11 protein-coding genes and 1 pseudogene are annotated in these 18,112 nt (G+C 46.8%); 8 read left to right on the top strand and 4 right to left on the bottom strand.

From position 1 onward, the window contains the following. The first annotated feature begins 3 nt into the window (after nucleotides 1-3). The gene (locus IPJ02_06005; protein MBK7375107.1) at nucleotides 4-810 is read left to right on the top strand and encodes an ABC transporter permease; all 807 of its coding nucleotides are present in this window, start codon (nucleotides 4-6) and stop codon (nucleotides 808-810) included. On the opposite strand, the gene IPJ02_06000 is transcribed toward IPJ02_06005, so the two are convergent. After that, complete coding sequence (locus IPJ02_06000; protein MBK7375106.1) at nucleotides 780-1,736, bottom strand: TIGR01777 family protein; 957 nt, start codon at nucleotides 1,734-1,736, stop codon at nucleotides 780-782. The genes IPJ02_06005 and IPJ02_06000 overlap by 31 nt on opposite strands. Before the next feature lie 113 nt (nucleotides 1,737-1,849). Here IPJ02_06000 and IPJ02_05995 point away from each other — a divergent pair, with 113 nt between their 5' ends. The 5 genes from IPJ02_05995 (at nucleotide 1,850) to IPJ02_05975 (ending at nucleotide 7,729) form a co-directional block, all read left to right on the top strand. Beyond that, entirely contained in the window at nucleotides 1,850-3,355 is a 1,506-nt protein-coding gene (locus tag IPJ02_05995; GenBank protein ID MBK7375105.1) for a hypothetical protein, read from the top strand. 102 nt (nucleotides 3,356-3,457) lie between these two features. Continuing rightward, the gene (locus IPJ02_05990; GenBank protein MBK7375104.1) at nucleotides 3,458-4,435 is read left to right on the top strand and encodes a hypothetical protein; all 978 of its coding nucleotides are present in this window, start codon (nucleotides 3,458-3,460) and stop codon (nucleotides 4,433-4,435) included. 62 nt (nucleotides 4,436-4,497) lie between these two features. Beyond that, on the top strand, nucleotides 4,498-5,184 hold the full coding sequence (gene purQ / locus IPJ02_05985) for a phosphoribosylformylglycinamidine synthase subunit PurQ (protein ID MBK7375103.1): 687 nt from the start codon (nucleotides 4,498-4,500) through the stop codon (nucleotides 5,182-5,184). 80 nt (nucleotides 5,185-5,264) lie between these two features. Continuing rightward, a complete protein-coding gene (locus tag IPJ02_05980; GenBank protein MBK7375102.1) occupies nucleotides 5,265-5,720 on the top strand; it encodes a hypothetical protein in 456 nt (151 codons plus the stop codon). Nucleotides 5,721-5,779: 59 nt separating this feature from the next. After that, nucleotides 5,780-7,729: a thioredoxin family protein gene (locus tag IPJ02_05975; GenBank protein ID MBK7375101.1), complete on the top strand. Its 1,950-nt coding sequence runs from the start codon at nucleotides 5,780-5,782 to the stop codon at nucleotides 7,727-7,729. A gap of 48 nt (nucleotides 7,730-7,777) precedes the next feature. On the opposite strand, the gene IPJ02_05970 is transcribed toward IPJ02_05975, so the two are convergent. Further along, nucleotides 7,778-8,359, bottom strand: coding sequence for a sigma-70 family RNA polymerase sigma factor (locus tag IPJ02_05970; GenBank protein ID MBK7375100.1), 582 nt, complete (start codon nucleotides 8,357-8,359; stop codon nucleotides 7,778-7,780). A gap of 287 nt (nucleotides 8,360-8,646) precedes the next feature. Between IPJ02_05970 and uvrA the strand changes: the two are divergent. Continuing rightward, a pseudogene (uvrA, locus tag IPJ02_05965) lies at nucleotides 8,647-11,468 on the top strand (excinuclease ABC subunit UvrA). 283 nt (nucleotides 11,469-11,751) lie between these two features. After that, the gene (locus IPJ02_05960) at nucleotides 11,752-17,142 is read left to right on the top strand and encodes an autotransporter-associated beta strand repeat-containing protein (GenBank protein MBK7375099.1); all 5,391 of its coding nucleotides are present in this window, start codon (nucleotides 11,752-11,754) and stop codon (nucleotides 17,140-17,142) included. Between the two features lie 79 nt (nucleotides 17,143-17,221). Here IPJ02_05960 and IPJ02_05955 read toward each other — a convergent pair whose 3' ends face one another. After that, nucleotides 17,222-17,632, bottom strand: a complete 411-nt coding sequence (locus IPJ02_05955) for a DUF4293 family protein (GenBank protein MBK7375098.1) — start codon at nucleotides 17,630-17,632, stop codon at nucleotides 17,222-17,224. A gap of 114 nt (nucleotides 17,633-17,746) precedes the next feature. Further along, the gene (locus tag IPJ02_05950; GenBank protein MBK7375097.1) at nucleotides 17,747-18,091 is read right to left on the bottom strand and encodes a hypothetical protein; all 345 of its coding nucleotides are present in this window, start codon (nucleotides 18,089-18,091) and stop codon (nucleotides 17,747-17,749) included. Nucleotides 18,092-18,112: the final 21 nt, after the last annotated feature.

Raw genomic sequence — 18,112 nt, 5'->3', positions numbered from 1 at the left:
AACATGCTTCAGCTTTTTAAAATAGAATGGCTTAAGATCAGGAGCTACCGCACTTTCTGGATCCTGTTCGCGGGCTTTCTCGTCTTCTTCCCGGTTGCTTTTTATTTGTCAGCCTATAAATACATGGAACGGGTGACAAATACCAAATCCATGGAAGAGAATTTACTGAAGATGCTGCTGGATTCCCCGTTCGTATTCCCAAAAGCATGGCTGGCATCCGCCTGGATGGGAGGCCTGTTCTTTGTACTGATCGGTATGTTGTTCATATTGCTCATCACCAACGAAGTGCAGTACCGCACCCACCGCCAGAATATCATTGACGGCTGGAGCCGCCTGGATTTTCTGAAAGCAAAATTCTCACTGCTTATCTTTTTTGTGGCCGTGAGCACCCTGCTGATCTTTATCATGGGCCTGGTTGTGGGTGTTGTTTTCTCTCCCTCCACCGCAAAAATGTTCGACGGGGTAAAGTATGTAGGGTATTTTGCCTTGATGGCTACGCTTTACCTGATGCTGGCTTTTTTGATTGCCATACTGATAAAGCGAACCGGCCTGTCCATCATCATTTATTTCGCCATTGTATGCATCGTTGATAATGTTCTCTGGCTGGTATTTACCTTAAAGGAAAGCCAGGTGGGTTATTACATGCCATTGGAGGCAGTGGATTCACTGGTGCCAAATCCGTTCAAGCCCAAGATGCTGGAAAGAAGGACAGTAGCCGATTATACATTGGTGATCGCAGCGGCAGCCTATATCGTTGCGTATGCATACATCATCGTTCGTTATTTCCGTAAAACAGACCTGAAAACCTGACCATTATTTTTCACCAGGTTTGCCAGTGCGGGTTCAATATTATCATGGACAAAAGAAAAACCTGTGTCTGCAATTTTTTTGCAGCTGACCGTGGCGCTTTTTAATACTTCCGTGCTTCGTTGTCCCAGCATGATCTTTAAAATAAATACAGGTACATGAATGGGTATATAGAATCTTCCGTTCATTGCTTTGGCTAAAGTGATCGTAAGTGTCTTGTTGGATACAGGTTTTGGTGCCACCGCATTGTAAGTTCCCTGTAGCCCTTCATTTTCTATTGCATAGATGAACAGGCGGCAGAGATCGTCGATATGCACCCAGCTTACCATTTGTTTTCCATTGCCCAGGATGGCAGCTGCGCCAAAACGCAGCGGTTTTTTAAATTCAGCCAGGGCGCCGCCCTCATTACTGAGTACGATCCCGATCCGTAGCTTTACCAGCCTCTTTCCAAGAGTAATGACCGGTTCAATGCTTTCCTCCCATAGTTTACAGGTCTGCCCCAGGAAACTTTCATCCGCGGCATCCGGTTCAATAAAAGGTTTTACGGGATCCTTATCCGGGCCATACCAGCCGATAGCGCTGGCGCTGATCACTGCTTTGACAGCATTGGTATTATTCTTTAAGGAATCTATTACCAGGCGGCTGCTCTCTGTCCGGCTTTCGGCTATTTCCTTCTTGTATTTTTCCGTCCATTTTTTGTCAACAACGCCGGCACCAGCCAGGTGAATGATAAAATCGGCCTGCTGCAGGGCATTTATATCCAGTTGCTGTTTTTTCACATCCCAGGCCGCATAGCTTAAATTTTCGCCGGGTTCCTTCCCGCCTGCATTCCGGGTAAGGATAATCACTTTATAGCCCTTCTGCACCAGTGCTTTTGTGAGGGATCTTCCAACCAAACCCGTGCCGCCTGTAATTAAAATGGTGGTCATTGTATAAAAATGTTAAAGCTATTGTGTAAAAACAAAACTGCACACATCTTGTTCAGTGTAATGTACTCTTGTTGCGATATATATCGTAATTTTAAGATCAAAGTTTTCACCGTATGAAAAGGTTCATTCTCTTTATTTTTTCCGGGTTGATCATGGCCGGGGGGGTAGCTGCACAAACCATCCGTTTCTCCGATGTGGACAGGGGAAATGTGGACGATGTGAATTTCGACATCATTGGAAAAGTGAACAACCGCATACTGGTATACAGGAACCTCCGGTCGAACCACTCCATCAGTATTTACGACAACGGGATGAAGACCATCAAAAAGGTTGACCTTGATTTCATACCCTCCCGTACCCATAATATTGACTTTGTTGCCTACCCGGATTTTTTTTACATGATCTACCAATACCAGAAAAACAATATCATCCATTGCCTGGCAGTAAAAATGAATGAGAACGTGGAAAGGATGACCGAACCTGTTGAAATTGATACTACCCGCATACCGGTGATGACGGACAATAAGATCTACTCCCTTTTGAACAGTGAGGACAGGCAACGGATCCTGTTGTTTAAGATCCAGACCCGGTACCAGAAATTTGATATGGTGACCTTCCTGTTTGACAAGGATTTCAAACTGCTGGATAAAAGCCGGAATGTGGCGGATTATAATGAGCGGCGGGAAAGTTATGATAATTTTTCGCTGGCAAATGACGGCACCCTGGTATTTACGCACGAACGGAAATCGGCTTTCCGGGACAACAGCAGCGGGCTGGCACTGATGATCAAGGCCCCCGGCCAGGATCAGTTTACTGACCAGCCGATAAACCTGGAGGAGCGGTATGTGGATAATGTGAAGATCAAGATCGACAACCTGAACAAACGGTATATCATCAACACATTCTACTACAAAAAGAACAGGGGCAGCATTGAAGGACTTTTCGTGTGCATATGGGATAAGGAAAATGCAAGGCCATTTGCCTCCCAGTTCACCGGATTTGATGATGTGCTGCGGGACGAGGCAAAACGCAGCGGCCAGTTGCGGTTCGCATTCGATAATTTTTTTATCAGGCAGATCATTGTAAAAAAAGACGGGGGTTTTATACTTACGGCGGAAGATTATACCAGCGAAACAAGGGGAGGCACCAACTGGAACCGGTACGATTACCTGTATAGTCCTTACTACCCCTCTTCCGGTTACTATTATTACAACCCCTACTCCGGTTATTACAGGCCGCTGGGTAGTTTCAGTAACCAGAGTACACGATATTATTATGAGAATATACTGGTGCTTAGCGTAAGTAGGTCCGGTAAGGTGGAATGGAACAAGATCATCCAAAAAGACCAGTTTGATGATATTACAGACAGCTTCCTTTCTTTTTCAACCATGACCATGGAGGGGGAGATCCATTTCCTGTTCAATAATGACCGCAGGAACCAGATCATCACCGACCAGAGTATAACTCCCAATGGTACTTTAAAACGAAACCCCACGTTAAAAAGCCAGGAAAAAGGGTACGAATTCATGCCCGGCCTTAGTAAACAGGTGGGGGCCAACCAGCTCATCATCCCCTGCTCTTACCGGGGCAGCCTTTGTTTTGCCAAAATTGATTTTTAGAACAATTTTTTACCACCTGCCTGCACAAACAGTTTTCACCAAGTAATAATAAATACTCATTTTTGCGTACCAACTTATTCCTCATTACCAATTATCTCTTTTGTGACCGGTATCTTCAAAGCAAATAACTCGTACAACAATTTTTTACTGCTGATCTATGGGTTTTTGCTTAAACTTTCCATCTTCCTGCATCCCCAGGTACCGGCGCCGCAGCAGATCGACGGATTCCTCTACAAAGCCTTATTAAAATGGCTGCAGCCAATAGGGGCCGGCCTGCCTGTTATCTACCCGTTCATCGCTTTTGTTTTACTGTACACACAGGCCGTAACATTCAATAAACTGGTGAATGACCACCGCATCATGCAGCGGCCCAATTACCTCACCGGAATGAGCTACCTGCTTATCACGTCCATGTTTGTGGAATGGAATGTGCTTTCATCACCGCTTATCATCAATACGTTACTGATATGGGTATGGGCAAAAATGAGTGGCCTGTACAACAGCCCGAAACCCAAGACGGCCCTTTTTAATATCGGCATTGCGATCGGGATATCTACCTTCTTTTATTTTCCTTCGCTGGCCTTTGCAGCATTGATCATTTTCGGGCTGGCACTGACCCGGCCATTTAAACTGGCCGAATGGATCATCGCCCTTTTGGGAATCATCACGCCCTATTATTTTTTGCTGGCCATTGTTTTTTTAACCGATAAATGGCAGGGTTATCGTTTCCCGGGTTTTGCAGTAACCTTACCCGTGTTTAACCAGACCCACTGGGCCTATGCAGCCATCGTGATCGTTCTCTTTGCCTCGGTCATCGGCATTTTCTTCATCCAGCAGAATTTCAGGAGGCAACTGATACAGGCCCGGAAAAGCTGGAACCTTATTTTCCTGTATTTGCTGTTAGCCCTGTTCGTGCCTTTTATCAATGCAACCCATACGTTCGACTATTGGATACTTTGTGCCGTGCCGCTTTCGGCTTTCCTGGGTGCGGCTTTTCTTTACCCGGCCAGGAACTGGTTCCCCTGGCTGCTTCACTGGCTGATGGTTGCCTTCGTCATAATTGTGAGTTACTTCGTTTGATAAAAGAAGTCACAATCATTACCTTTGCCCTTTGCTTTTTTCATCTTACAATCAATACCGAAATGAAATTTGGCGTAGTGGTCTTCCCCGGCAGTAACTGCGACCGGGATATGATGGAAGCTCTCCGGAATGACCTGCAGCAGGAAGTGATCGAACTCTGGCACAAGGATAAGGACATCAGCAGTTTCACAACAGAAGATTGTATCGTGCTGCCCGGCGGATTCAGTTATGGCGATTACCTCCGCTGTGGCGCCATTGCCCGGTTCAGCCCCATGATGCAAAGTGTTATCGGGTTTGCCAACAACGGGGGAAAGGTACTGGGTGTTTGCAATGGATTCCAGATCCTTTGCGAAAGCGGCTTATTACCCGGGGTGCTTTTACGCAACAGCCAGCAACAGTTTGTGTGTAAGAATATTTACATGAAAGAGGCTTCCTCGGAGGGCGATGCTAACCGTCCTTCGGCTCCGCTCAGGATACCGGTGGCCCATGGCGAGGGAAGATATTTTGCCAATGATGCCACCCTGGAAGGACTGGAGATGCATCGCCAGGTCATTTACCGGTATTGTGATGAGAAAGGGAATATCAGTGCTTCCGCAAACCCGAATGGGGCCATTCATAATATTGCGGGTATCTGCAATAAGGAAAGAAATGTTTTTGGTATGATGCCGCACCCGGAAAGGGCCTGCAGCAGGATATTGGGCAATGAAGACGGCCTGAACGTATTCAACCACTTATTTGGAATAAATTAACATTACACCGGGTTAAAAGGTCGTTAACCCGACACCGTTCAGCAACCATTTTCGTAATTTTGGGCATGAATAAGATCTACATGAAAAAGATATTTCTCGGGCTGTTCCTGACCGGAATAACAGCGGTATCAGCTGCACAGATCGCCGACCCGGTAAAATGGACATTTACCTCAAAGAAGATCGACACAAAGACCTACGAGATATATATAAATGCCAGTATACAGAACGGCTGGCACCTCTATTCCCAGGCCCAGCCAAAAAATGCCATCGTCAATCCAACGGAAGTGGTCTTTAACAATAACCCGCTGGTAAAACTCGACGGGAAAGTGAAAGAGACCGGGAAACTGGAAGTATACGCAGACAAAAGGCTGGGCATTGCAGCCAACCAGTATTCGAACCAGGTGGCGTTTGTACAAAAAGTAAAATTGAAAGCTGCTGCTAAAACAAATATCAGCGGTTCCGTAGAATACCAGACCTGCGACGACAAAAAATGCCTGCCGCCGAAAAAGATAACATTCAACCTGGCATTGAAGTAGAAGTGCTGTAATTTTTTTACGACGGGTTCTTTTCGGACTCGTTTTTTATGATTCCTGATATGATGAGATCATTACGCTTTGTATTTCTTTTGTCGTTCATAACATCCGGGCTGTTATCCTATTCACAACCGGATCCATCCGCACCTGTTTTCAAATGGAAGGTCAGCAGCAAAAAATTAGCAGACAAAAAATACGAACTGGTATTCACGGCGCCGGCGGTTGCTGATTGCAGTTTATATGCCCCGGGGCAGGACCTTGACGGGGTAAGGTCTTCTGAAATAAATTTTTCCGATTCGTCACTTGTAGCTGAAAGCATTTCCACCACTTCCCCCGTACAGTCTGTACCTTCCGCCATTTTTACAAGCGGGAAAGTTCAGTTGATCAAGGGCGCTGCAGAATGGAAAACCGTTGTAGTATTTAAGAATACCGTGCCTGCCCTGTTGTTGGGCAATCTTGTATTTTTCTATAACCGGGGCGATGCGTTTATGTCAGACCCTCCTTTCGCTTTCAGCGTACCGCTGGAAGGGGGCGTGGCTTCAGGCGGGGAAATAAAAATAGCATCCATCGACATTAAAAAACCCGCAGCGGATTGTGGTGACGATGGCACGCAGAATAAAAGCCTGGCCGGGATATTCCTGCTTGGATTTTTAGGCGGCCTGATCGCATTGATCACTCCCTGCGTTTTCCCGATGATACCGGTTACCGTGACCTTTTTCACCAAAAAATCACAGGACAGGAAAAAAGGGATCGCCAATGCGGTTTTTTACGGGCTGTTCATTTTTCTCATTTATGTAGCCATCACCATCCCTTTTCATATTGCCAGTCAAACCATCAGTCCCGAAATATTTAATAATATTTCCACCAATGTCTGGCTCAACCTGCTGTTCTTTGCCGTATTCATTTTATTTGCCTTGTCTTTTTTTGGCCTCTTCGAGATCGGCCTGCCTGCTTCGCTGGCAAATAAAGCCGATTCAAAATCAGGGCTTGGGAATATTTTCGGTATTTTCTTCATGGCAGGCACATTGGCCATCGTTTCTTTCTCCTGCACAGGGCCCATACTGGGTACCTTGCTGGCAAATGTAGCCAACGAAGGACCCTGGCCGCTTACCGCGGGAGCCGCTGGTTTTGGTTTGGCCCTGGGGTTGCCGTTTGCTTTGTTTGCCATGTTCCCCAATTGGCTGCACTCGTTGCCCAGATCGGGAGGCTGGATGACGGAAGTAAAAGTGGTACTTGGATTTATTGAGCTGGCCCTGGCTGTAAAATTCCTGGCCAATGCAGATAATGTGGAACAATGGGGCATTCTTAAAAGAGAGGTCTTCATAGGCGCCTGGGTACTTATATCGGCAGCCATCGTTCTTTATTTAATGGGCTGGCTAAAGATCGGGCATGGCAGCGGGGCCTCCAAAAGATCGGTTATCCGGGTATTCTTTATTTTATTTTTTACAGCCACTACCATTTACCTGGTTCCGGGCCTTACCAATACCAAATGGGCCAATCTCCGGATGCTGAGCGGATTTCCCCCGCCCATTTCGTACAGTTTATACAAACATCATGTACTGTTGACCAGGGGAATTGAACCCATACACAACGATTACGAAGGGGCGTTGGCAAAGGCCCGGGCTGAAAACAAACCTTTATTGATCGATTTTACCGGGTGGGCCTGTGTGAATTGCAGGCGCATGGAAGAAAAAGTGTGGACCAACAGGGAGGTGGACAGCCTGATGCGTAATGAATTTATCGTGGTTTCCCTATACGTGGATGAACGCACAAAATTGCCGGCTGTTGAACAAACCGTTTTCAAAACAGGTTCCGGCAGTTACAAGCAGATCATTACGGTAGGCGATAAATGGGCAACTTTTCAAACAGAGAATTTCGGCGCCACATCACAACCCCAGTATGCCATCATCAGCCCGGATGAAAAGGCACTCACCAAAACAAAATTCTATACACCCGACCCCGGTGAATTTGCCGACTGGCTTATATGTGGTATAAATGCCATGAAGAAATAAAAAACCCTCCGCGGGGAGGGCTTTACATTGCAATGGGGGTCACAAAATTTATAAAGCGATCTGTTTTTCAGTCATCATTTTGCGCAGGTTTATCAAACCATAACGCATACGGCCCAGGGCAGTGTTAATACTGCATTGGGTAAGTTCAGCGATCTCTTTGAAACTGAGGTCGGCGTAATGGCGTAAGATGATCACTTCCCGTTGGTCTTCCGGAAGCAGATCAACCATTTTCCTTACCCGGTCGTGGCTTTGTCCGTTCATCATTTTCTGATCGGCGCCGGCTTCAGAGAAATTCAGTACCTCAAAAATGTCACGGTCATCGCTTGTTTTGATGGTTGGGGTGCGTTTCACTTTGCGGAAATGGTCAACACACATATTGTGTGCAATGCGCATGGCCCAGGGAAGGAATTTTCCTTCATCCGTATAACGGCCGCCTTTTAAGGTATCAATGATGCGGATGAAAACGTCCTGGAAAATGTCTTCGGAAAGGTACTTGTCCTTTACCAGTAAGTAAATGGAGGTGTAAATTTTGTCCTTGTAACGCATGATGATGGTGGCAAGGGCATTGGCATCTCCTTCCATGTACAAATGGATAAGCTGCTGATCGGTAAGGTTGTTAAGGCATTTCATAAACTTCTACAGTTTTAGATTGTTAGGATTTTAGTAACAGGTCCAAAAAAGGTGAAAAAAATCGTAGAAGTCTTTTAGATAGGCTCTAGCGGTTTTTCATTTTTCTGGATATTGGACAGTAAAAATAGAAGATGTTTTTTGAATAGGTAAGAGTAAAAACCCTCAATTTTTCATCCCCGATAACATGGTAAAAATACTAAATGGGGTTTTAGATAAAAGTAATGCTACGGTCTTTAGGAAATATTTCACATATATGACACAGCAGAATTAATGTACTATTTTTGGCTATGACAACGGTAAAAAAGAAGGTGGAGAACGGGATCAGCACCCGGCAGGCAGGTATATATATTAAAGGTGCCCGGGTCCATAACCTGAAAAATGTGGATGTTACCATACCCCGTAATAAGCTGATCGTTGTTACCGGTGTTTCCGGTTCAGGCAAATCATCCCTTACCATTGATACCTTATTTGCAGAAGGCCAGCGCCGGTATGCCGAAAGTCTCAGTGCATATGCCCGGCAATTCATGCAACGGATGAACAAGCCCGATGTGGATTATATCAAGGGACTTTGCCCGGCCATTGCCATAGAACAAAAAGTAATTACCCGTACTCCCCGGAGTACGGTTGGCAGTATGACAGAGATATATGATTACCTGCGACTGCTTTTTGCCCGGGCCGGCAAGACCATCTCGCCGGTCAGTGGCAGGGAAGTTAAAAAAGATGATGTGGCCGATGTGGTGCATGCAATTGAGAACTTGCCGGCAGGCAGTAAAGTGCTTTTACTGGTACCGTTCAAACAGCATGCAAAAAGAAAAATGAATGAGGAGCTGAATATTTTACTGCAGAAGGGTTTTTCAAGATTGTATGCAGATAAAGAAACTTTGCGGATCGAAGACCTGCTGGAATCAGGGAAGTTCAATGCGGATAAAGCCAAACCATATATATTAATAGACCGGCTGGTAGTAAAAGAGTTTGATGAAGATGAAAAGCACCGTATTTCTGATTCTGTGAATACTGCCTTTTACGAAGGAGAAGGGGAAATGTACCTGGAAACAGATGGGAACAGGCTTGTTCATTTCTCCAATAAGTTTGAAGCGGATGGCATCCAGTTTGAAGAACCCGTGCCTAACCTGTTTTCTTTCAATAACCCGTTTGGTGCCTGTCCTACCTGTGAAGGGTTCTCACAGATACTGGGTATTGACCCTGACCTGATCATTCCCGATAAGAATTTAAGTGTGTATGAAGGTGCCGTGGCGCCCTGGAAGGGGGAGAAGATGGGATTGTGGAAGGAGCGTTTCATCAAAGCGGCAAAAAAGATCAACTTCCCCATTCACAAACCGATCATTGATCTCACGGAAAAACAGTTAAAAGACCTGTGGGAGGGAAATGAATTTGTCAACGGCATCAACGAATTTTTTAAAGAGGTGGAACAGAACCTGTACAAGGTTCAGTACCGTGTTTTATTAAGCAGGTACCGCGGCCGCACCTTGTGTACCGATTGCAAAGGTTACCGTTTGAGAAAAGAAGCATTGTATGTAAAAGTAGGTGGTAAACACATCGGCGAATTGTGTGAGATGCCTGTAAAAGACCTGCAGGGCTGGTTCCAGTCTCTTAAACTGGGCAGTTATGATCAGCAGGTTGCTAAAAGGATCCTTACCGAAATTGATCACCGCATAAAAACTCTGCTTGATGTCGGGCTCGGATATCTTACGTTGAACAGGCTGGCCAATTCATTAAGCGGGGGAGAAAGCCAGCGTATCCAGCTGACCCGTAGCCTGGGAAGCAATCTTACCAACTCACTATATATACTGGATGAGCCTTCCATTGGCCTGCACAGCCGGGATACGCAACGGTTGATAAACGTATTAAAAGAACTGAGAGACCTTGGAAATACCGTAGTGGTGGTTGAACATGATGAAATGATGATGCGGGAGGCAGACCATATTATTGATATGGGCCCTTTGGCCAGCCACCTGGGCGGTGAAGTGGTGGCGGAAGGCGACTACGATGAGATCATTAGTAACCCTGCCAGTTTAACGGGCAAATACCTTTCCGGTAAATTGAAAATAGAACCGCCTAAGCAATACCGGAAATGGAACCGGTCCATAAAACTGGAAGGGGCCAGGCAAAACAATTTAAAGAACATAACGGTTGAATTTCCTTTAAACACACTATGTATTGTGAGTGGGGTAAGCGGCAGCGGAAAAACCACGTTGGTCAAACAGGTCCTTTATCCCGCCTTACAAAAGTTAAAGGGGGAGTTCACAGAAAAAGCAGGATTGCATAAAGCACTTTCGGGCGATACCGGACATATATCCCAGGTAGAAATGGTTGATCAGAACCCGATCGGGAAATCTTCCCGGAGCAACCCGGTCACTTATATTAAAGCATACGATGAGATCAGGGACCTGTTCAGTAAGCAACCCCTGGGTAAAATGAGAGGTTTTCAGCCCAAACATTTTTCATTTAATGTGGATGGGGGAAGGTGTGATGCCTGCAAAGGGGAGGGTGAACAGACCATCGAAATGCAGTTCCTGGCAGATGTGCACCTGGTGTGTGACGTATGTGGCGGGAAACGTTTTAAGGAGGAGGTACTTGAAGTAAGGTTCAAAGAGAAAAGCATTTATGATGTGCTTGATATGAGCGTGGATGAGGCTATTGAATTCTTCTCTTCCCCGAGCCTGGTACAAGGAATAATGATGGCGCCGATGTTGCAAAAAAATTACAGCCGCTGAGTGATGTGGGGTTGGGATATGTAAAACTGGGCCAGTCCTCCGATACGTTGTCGGGCGGGGAGGCCCAGCGGGTGAAACTGGCTTCTTTCCTGGGAAAAGGAAAAGGGCAGGGGAATATTCTTTTCATATTTGATGAACCTACCACCGGCCTTCATTTTCATGATATTAAAAAACTGCTCGCTTCCTTTAACGCCCTGATAGAGCAAGGTCATTCTATCATAGTAATTGAACATAATATGGACGTGATACGGAGCGCCGACTGGATCATAGACCTTGGGCCTGAAGCCGGTAGTGATGGGGGAAACCTGGTTTATGCCGGTGATCCCTCGGCGTTCAGGAAGGCAAAATCAAGTCAGACGGCAGTTTTTTTATAAAAAGTAGCCCCATTTGTTTGTTTTTTCAGAATTTCATTTTATGTTTACACTTGAATTGTGCAGATAACCCTTACCTGTTTGTACGAATTCCAACCTCCCCCATCTGAAATCAGTTTGATTACCACAAGTTTTCAACCTTAGTTTATTGTTCATTAATGCAGCGTTGCCAAGGCATATCGTGCATTAATAATCCGACCCAATTCCCGCGTAAAGCCCCTGTACATTTCCAGGTAGTAAAAAAGCTATGCTTATCTCTAATAAATTTTATATTAAAATGAACTACATGAAAAGGTTTTTACTCAGGTCGAAATCATTGGTCATTGCACTGATCATTTCGAATTTGCTTTTGGCGAATGCAGCCTTTGCCAAAACGACTACATGGACTCCCACAACGGGCGGTTTATGGACAACGGCAGGCAACTGGAGCAATGGTGTGCCGGCGGCTGGTGATGATGTGATCATCAACAGTAACCAATCGGCTGCTATAACGGCTGTGCCATCCATCAGTTTGGTCAGCCTGACTGTTTCAGGAAATTGTAACCTGGTGGCTTCGGCATCTGGTAATACCATAACAATTACCGGAACGTTTTCGCTGTCATCCGGCAATACCATGTCGTTGGGCACCAATGGGGTCAGTCGTTTAAATATGACATTAAGTTCCACCTGTGTTGCTACGGTTGACGGAACACTGAATGTTTATAGTACCGCAACAAATGGATCATTTACCAACAGCGGTACCCTGAGCATTTCAGGTACAGGTATTATTGCTGATGGGGGTGGTGGGAACAACACAAATTTTACATTGAGTGCGACAGGCATATTGAATGTGGCTTCCACCCAGGGTATTTCCACTACGGCCGGTACCGGTAACATAAGGGTTACGGGTACACGTACCTACACGGCCGGTGGGGAAGTGGTGTATAATGGTTCCGCTGCACAGGTTACCGGTAACGGAACTCCAACCACCTGCGATATTACCATTAATAATGCTGCCGGGGTTACTTTAACAGCGGCTTTAACCAGTACCGGAACACTCACTATGACCACGGGTGTACTTGACCTGGCAAATTTTAATGTGAGTGTGGCAGCCCTGGCCGGCTCAAGCGATATAACACATTTTTCTGGCGCAGCAGGGGCAAGAACCCTGACCATTACGGGAAATACCAGCACATCTTATAATGGTATCATAAGCACAGGAACAGCAACTTCTCTTTCGCTTATCAAGAACGGCAATGGTACACTTACCTTATTGGGTTTAAATACATACAATGGTACCACAACGATCAATGCAGGAACATTAAGCATAACTACATTGGGAAATGTGGGTGGTGGTTCCAGTTCATTGGGTGCACCAACAACGGTGGCCAATGGAACGATCGCCATGGGAGCAAACGGCACACTGCGGTATACGGGATCGGGACATAGTTCCAACCGGGTGATCAATACAACAGCCGATGGTCCTACTATTGACGCATCAGGAGTTGGGACATTGACTTTAACAGGTGGTGTAACTGCATCTGGTAATAATAATATTAATCTTATTGGAACGGGCACAGGTATTTTTCAGACCGTAGCCATTGCCGGCGGTTCCGGAACACTTACCAAAAATGGCGCCGGCACCTGGGTATTGGGTGCTGCCAATACTTATACGGGTACAACGAATGTGAATGGCGGCATACTGGAATACGGGGTAAATAATGCAATTTCAAACGGTGCAGTGACCGTGAACGGCGGTACACTGGATATAAAGACGTTCAATGATGCCGTGGGTACGGTTACCTTAACAAGCGGTACCATCATGGGTTCTACAGGTGTATTAACCGGTTCTTCTTATGCCATGCAGAGCGGAACCTGCAGTGCTATACTGGCGGGAGCCGGTGCATTGACGAAGACCACGAACGCAACAGTTACAATGTCGGGTGTTAATACCTATACCGGTGTTACAACCATAGATGCGGGTACATTAAGTGTGAGTACCATTGGAAACGGTGGTGTGGCCGGTAACCTGGGGGCTGCCAGCAGCGCAGCGGCCAACCTGGTATTTGCCGGTGGTACGCTGGAATATACAGGTGCCACGGCTTCCACCAACCGGAATTTCACGTTGAATGCCGGAACGAATGTAATTGATATAACCAATGTGGCCACCGTGCTTACCATGTCGGGCGCCAGTACAGCTACCGGCAATGGATTTAATAAGGACGGTGCCGGTACATTGATCATATCCGGTGCCAATTTACACACCGGTACCACAACGGTTAACCAGGGTGTTTTGCAATATGGTGCAAATAATGCATTGGCAAATGGTGCTGTAACTGTAAATGACGGAGCAACATATGACCTGAATGGTTTTTCTGATGCGATAGGAGCCCTTACTGTAAACAGCGGTGTTACCGGAGGAACGGTTACAACCGGTGCCGGCACACTTACTTTAGGTGGTAACGTGTCTTCCACCGGTGGAGCTGCCAATGCATCCGTCAGCGGTAACCTGGCCCTGGGTGCTACCCGAACATTCACGGTTACCAATGCAGCAGATGGGTTGAATGTTTCTGCCATAGTGAGCGGAGCAACATTTGGTGTTACCAAAGCTGGTAACGGAAAACTTAGTTTTTCAGGTGTTAATATTTATACAGGCGTGACCTCAATAAATGCAGGTATCTTAAGCGTTGCCAGCATTACCAATGGTGGGGTTGCCGGAAACCTCGGTGCTTCCACCAATGCAGCGGCCAACCTGGTGTTGGGCGGCGGTACCCTGGAATATACAGGGGCAACAGCTTCTACAGACCGGAACTTTATTTTAACAAATGCCACTACTTCAACGATCAATATTTCTGATAACGCTTCCACTCTCACCATAACCGGTGCAAGTACAGCCACAACCGGTAATCTGGTCAAAAGCGGGGACGGATCACTGACCCTGTCGGGTTCCAGTGCATACACCGGTACAACAACGATCAGTGCCGGTGCATTGATCGCGGGAGCTAATGTTGCGGTGAGCACCAACAGTCCTTTTGGAAATGCCGCTTCTGCCATTGTTCTTGGCAATGCCGCAACCACTATTAATAACTCCAGCCCATCTTTGCTTACGGGCGGTGCGTTTATCGTGGCCCGTACGGTTACCGTGGCCAACCAGGCTACAACCGGAACCTACCGCATTGGTGGTAATACCGATAATAATTCAACCTTCAGCGGAACGATCACGTTCAGCAGACCATTCTCTGTAGTACAGGTTACTACCACCGGTTCAAACACGCTCAATATAACCGGAGCCATAAACGGGGGACTTGCCGGAAATAAGACGGTAACTTTTGATAACGTAGGAATGGTCACAAAAAGCACCAACGCCATAACCAATACTACCGGAACAACCCTGGTTCGGAAAATAAATGATGGTACCCTGGTGATGAATGTTGCCAACTCCTATACAGGAGGTACCACGTTCGATGCAGGTGTTATCCGGCTTACCAATACTGCAGGCTTTGGTGTTGCCGGACAGGCGCTGGCCTTTAACGGAGGCGCCCTCGTATTGGCAACGGATGCATCGGTTAATGCTTACAATACCACGATCGGTGGCAGCGTATCTATTTTCTCTGACCGTGCCACTTCCGGACCGGGTATTGTTCATACCCTGGGTACATTGTCGATCGGAAACAGTACTTTATTCTCATACCTGGGCCTCAATGTAGACGATGGATTGGGCGGTTTAACTTTTGGTGCAACAACTTTTACTGCAGCCACGCCGGTATTTGATGTTTCAAACGGTGGAATGAATGTTATATTAGGTGCATTGAGCGGCAATTTTGCCTTCAATAAAGCCGGGGGTGGCCAACTTACCCTGAATACTGCTTCCGCACGTACAGGTGGAACCGCTACCCTGCAGGATGGTGTAATGAGGCTGGGCAATGCCAGTGCCCTTGGAACCGCTGCTGTTCCTCTCCAACTTAACGGAGGTACCCTGGATCTCTCAACGAACACAACGATAAATGCTTATAATACAACAGTAGGTGGTGATGTAACGATTATGTCGAACAGGGCTACAGCCGGCGCCGGTATTACACACGTGCTGGGTACATTAAGCATGGGTGCGAATACATTAGTAATTATCAGGGGCGACAGTTCAACGAGTGGTGTATCTGCCGTTCAGTTTGGTAATTTCACCATGACAGGCGCCCCGGTTTTAAGTGCCGGTACCGCAGACCTTGTCATGGCAGGTACTGCAAGCGGTGCATTCAAATTAACCAAGAGCGGCTTGGGTATATTGCAAAAAACAACTACGGCCTGGACCTTAGGCGGTGATTTTGAGATCACGGCAGGTACCTATGATGCAACCACTCAGAATACCACTGTACTCGGCAATTGGCTGAACAATGGTGGTACGCATACGGCAAGTGGTGCTTCAACGGTCATCTTCAACGGCAGTGCAGCACAAAGTATCGGTGGCAGCGCTTCGACAACGTTCAATAATTTAACAGTTGATAATTCAAGTGGAGTTTCTTTGGCCATTAACACAACCGTAAATGCTGCGGTAACACTTACCAACGGCAACCTGGTGGTACCAACCGGTAACATCCTTACCATTGAAAATGGTAATGCTGTTGGTGGCAGCGGTTTCAGTGCTTCAAAGAGCATCGTAACCCAGGTAAATACAGGCAACGGTGCCAAAGGATTTGTGCGGGTAAATAACCTGGCAACTTCTGCGGCGTATTCATTGCCTGCAGGCGATGGCAGTAATTACCTGCCGGTAACACTTACACCAACCGATGTTCCTGCAAACAACAGCTTTAATATCTGTGTGTTCCAGGGCATCACCACAGACGGAGAGCCGAACGGAACGCCGTTCACTACTCCCCAGAAGAATAATTGCGTGGATGCCGTGTGGACCATAAATTACAATGGTCCGGGTACGCCCAATGCGGCATCCACCACTATTACCGTGGGTTGGCCGGCTGCTTTGGAAGGAGTGAATTTCGCCGGGTACAGCAATGCTTCCATCGGCATCGCCCATTGGGATGGCCCGAACTGGGGCGTTCCGGCCGGAACAGGCGATAATTCGGCCAATACATCCACCCGCACTGCTGTTGTACTGTTCTCACCATTCGGGGTAGGCAGCATCGACTACAATATACTCGGTATTAAGATCACGTATTTCAATGCTTCCAAAGGCAATGGTTTCAATACATTGAACTGGCAGGCTTCCTGCTCATCGGCCCAGGCCATCTTTGAACTGGAGCGTTCGGTTGACGGGGTGAACTTCACCCGCATCAGCAGCATCACGGCCACGCAGGCACGTTGTGCTTCACCGTTCAGCTACAGCGATAATACGGCCCCCGCCGGCACCGTTTTCTACCGCATCCGGATCATTGATGTGGATGGCAGGGCTACGTATTCAGCCATTGTAAAACTCAGCAACCAGATCAAGGGCATTGAACTGACAGGCATCACACCAAACCCGGTAATGAATATTGCACAGGTTAAGTTGAATACAACCAAAAAAGAAGTGGTGGACCTGCTGATCGTTTCAACAGATGGTAAGGTTGTATACCGGAACAGTGTACAGCTTCAGCCCGGTTCAACTGTGCTGAATGCCGACATCTCCAACCTGCCTTCCGGTATCTACATGATCAAAGGGGAATTCAGCGATGGCCAGACAAATGCAGTTAAATTCATCAAACAGTAAAATACACATCAATCTAAAGTTAAAAAGCGCCCCGGATAAGGGCGCTTTTTTTTATTCATTGGATCGGGGAATGTTGCTTTTATCTTAACCGGTCGCTTTCCTTTATCATTTTTTCATCTTTGTTAATGGCCCGGGCGGCCAAAAAAAATGCAATGATGATGATACTCTGCAGGATGCTGGTCAGGGATAAGGTGCCGGTTGAAAAGGTCCGCAGTTCCCGGTAATAAAGAAAGATCAGCAGCGCTTCCAGCACAATGCCCAGCAGGCAAAGGCGCAGCTGCAGGGTCCTTTTTTTAAACAGGAAGATGAGGAACAGGGCCAGCACGGCGATGATACCGGTAACAACGATCAGCAGGAAATTCTCCGTGGCATTGAGCTGGTAATCGGCAATGCCTTTCTGACTGGTGCCGCTGTAATAGGGAAATTTATAACTGGCAAATGCAGCTGCCGAAGCAAGCAACAGCCAAAGGGATTGTATACGCTGTATCATCGGATCGTAATTTGACGAAATTAATTTAATTGAACATAAAAAAACTTCCTGTGAAGGAAGTTTTTTTATGGGATCCGTTGCCTGCTGTTTATTTACCCGCATTGAAAAAATGCATTAATGCTGTTTTGGCTGTTCCTGCAGGATGACCGGTTTTTTGATTTCTGCAGGGACTGCAGCAGTTGCAGCAGGCGACATATTCGACATGATCGGCTTCGGCAGCGGCGGACCGGGTATCGTATTGTCAATTGTGGAAACTGCTTTTGGCAACAGATGGCCCTTTTCCGGTACCGTTACCGGCTTCAGCACGTTATCATCCGGTTGCACAGCGGGGGCTGCCGGGCTCATTGCTTTTGTGCCTGCTGCGGGCGTTGGTTTATTCTCAGGTTTCTGGGCACTTGCCGTAAATGCAGCGAAAAGGATGCAGCCCGTGCAGCAGATTAATGTGATTGACTTTTTCATTGGTTGACCGTTTGATTTTTT

The organism is Chitinophagaceae bacterium (genome assembly GCA_016710165.1).
Taxonomy (GTDB): domain Bacteria; phylum Bacteroidota; class Bacteroidia; order Chitinophagales; family Chitinophagaceae; genus Ferruginibacter.
The sequence above is the reverse complement of the archived record's forward strand: the minus strand, read 5'-3'. Positions and strand labels throughout refer to the sequence as shown.

Coding starts and splice junctions, on each gene's coding strand:
- IPJ02_06005 (MBK7375107.1), top strand. CDS start 4: ATGCTTCAGCTTTTTAAAATAGAATGGCTTAAGATCAGGAGCTACCGC.
- IPJ02_06000 (MBK7375106.1), bottom strand. CDS start 1,736: ATGACCACCATTTTAATTACAGGCGGCACGGGTTTGGTTGGAAGATCC.
- IPJ02_05995 (MBK7375105.1), top strand. CDS start 1,850: ATGAAAAGGTTCATTCTCTTTATTTTTTCCGGGTTGATCATGGCCGGG.
- purQ (MBK7375103.1), top strand. CDS start 4,498: ATGAAATTTGGCGTAGTGGTCTTCCCCGGCAGTAACTGCGACCGGGAT.
- IPJ02_05980 (MBK7375102.1), top strand. CDS start 5,265: ATGAAAAAGATATTTCTCGGGCTGTTCCTGACCGGAATAACAGCGGTA.
- IPJ02_05975 (MBK7375101.1), top strand. CDS start 5,780: ATGATGAGATCATTACGCTTTGTATTTCTTTTGTCGTTCATAACATCC.
- IPJ02_05970 (MBK7375100.1), bottom strand. CDS start 8,359: ATGAAATGCCTTAACAACCTTACCGATCAGCAGCTTATCCATTTGTAC.
- IPJ02_05960 (MBK7375099.1), top strand. CDS start 11,752: ATGAAAAGGTTTTTACTCAGGTCGAAATCATTGGTCATTGCACTGATC.
- IPJ02_05955 (MBK7375098.1), bottom strand. CDS start 17,632: ATGATACAGCGTATACAATCCCTTTGGCTGTTGCTTGCTTCGGCAGCT.
- IPJ02_05950 (MBK7375097.1), bottom strand. CDS start 18,091: ATGAAAAAGTCAATCACATTAATCTGCTGCACGGGCTGCATCCTTTTC.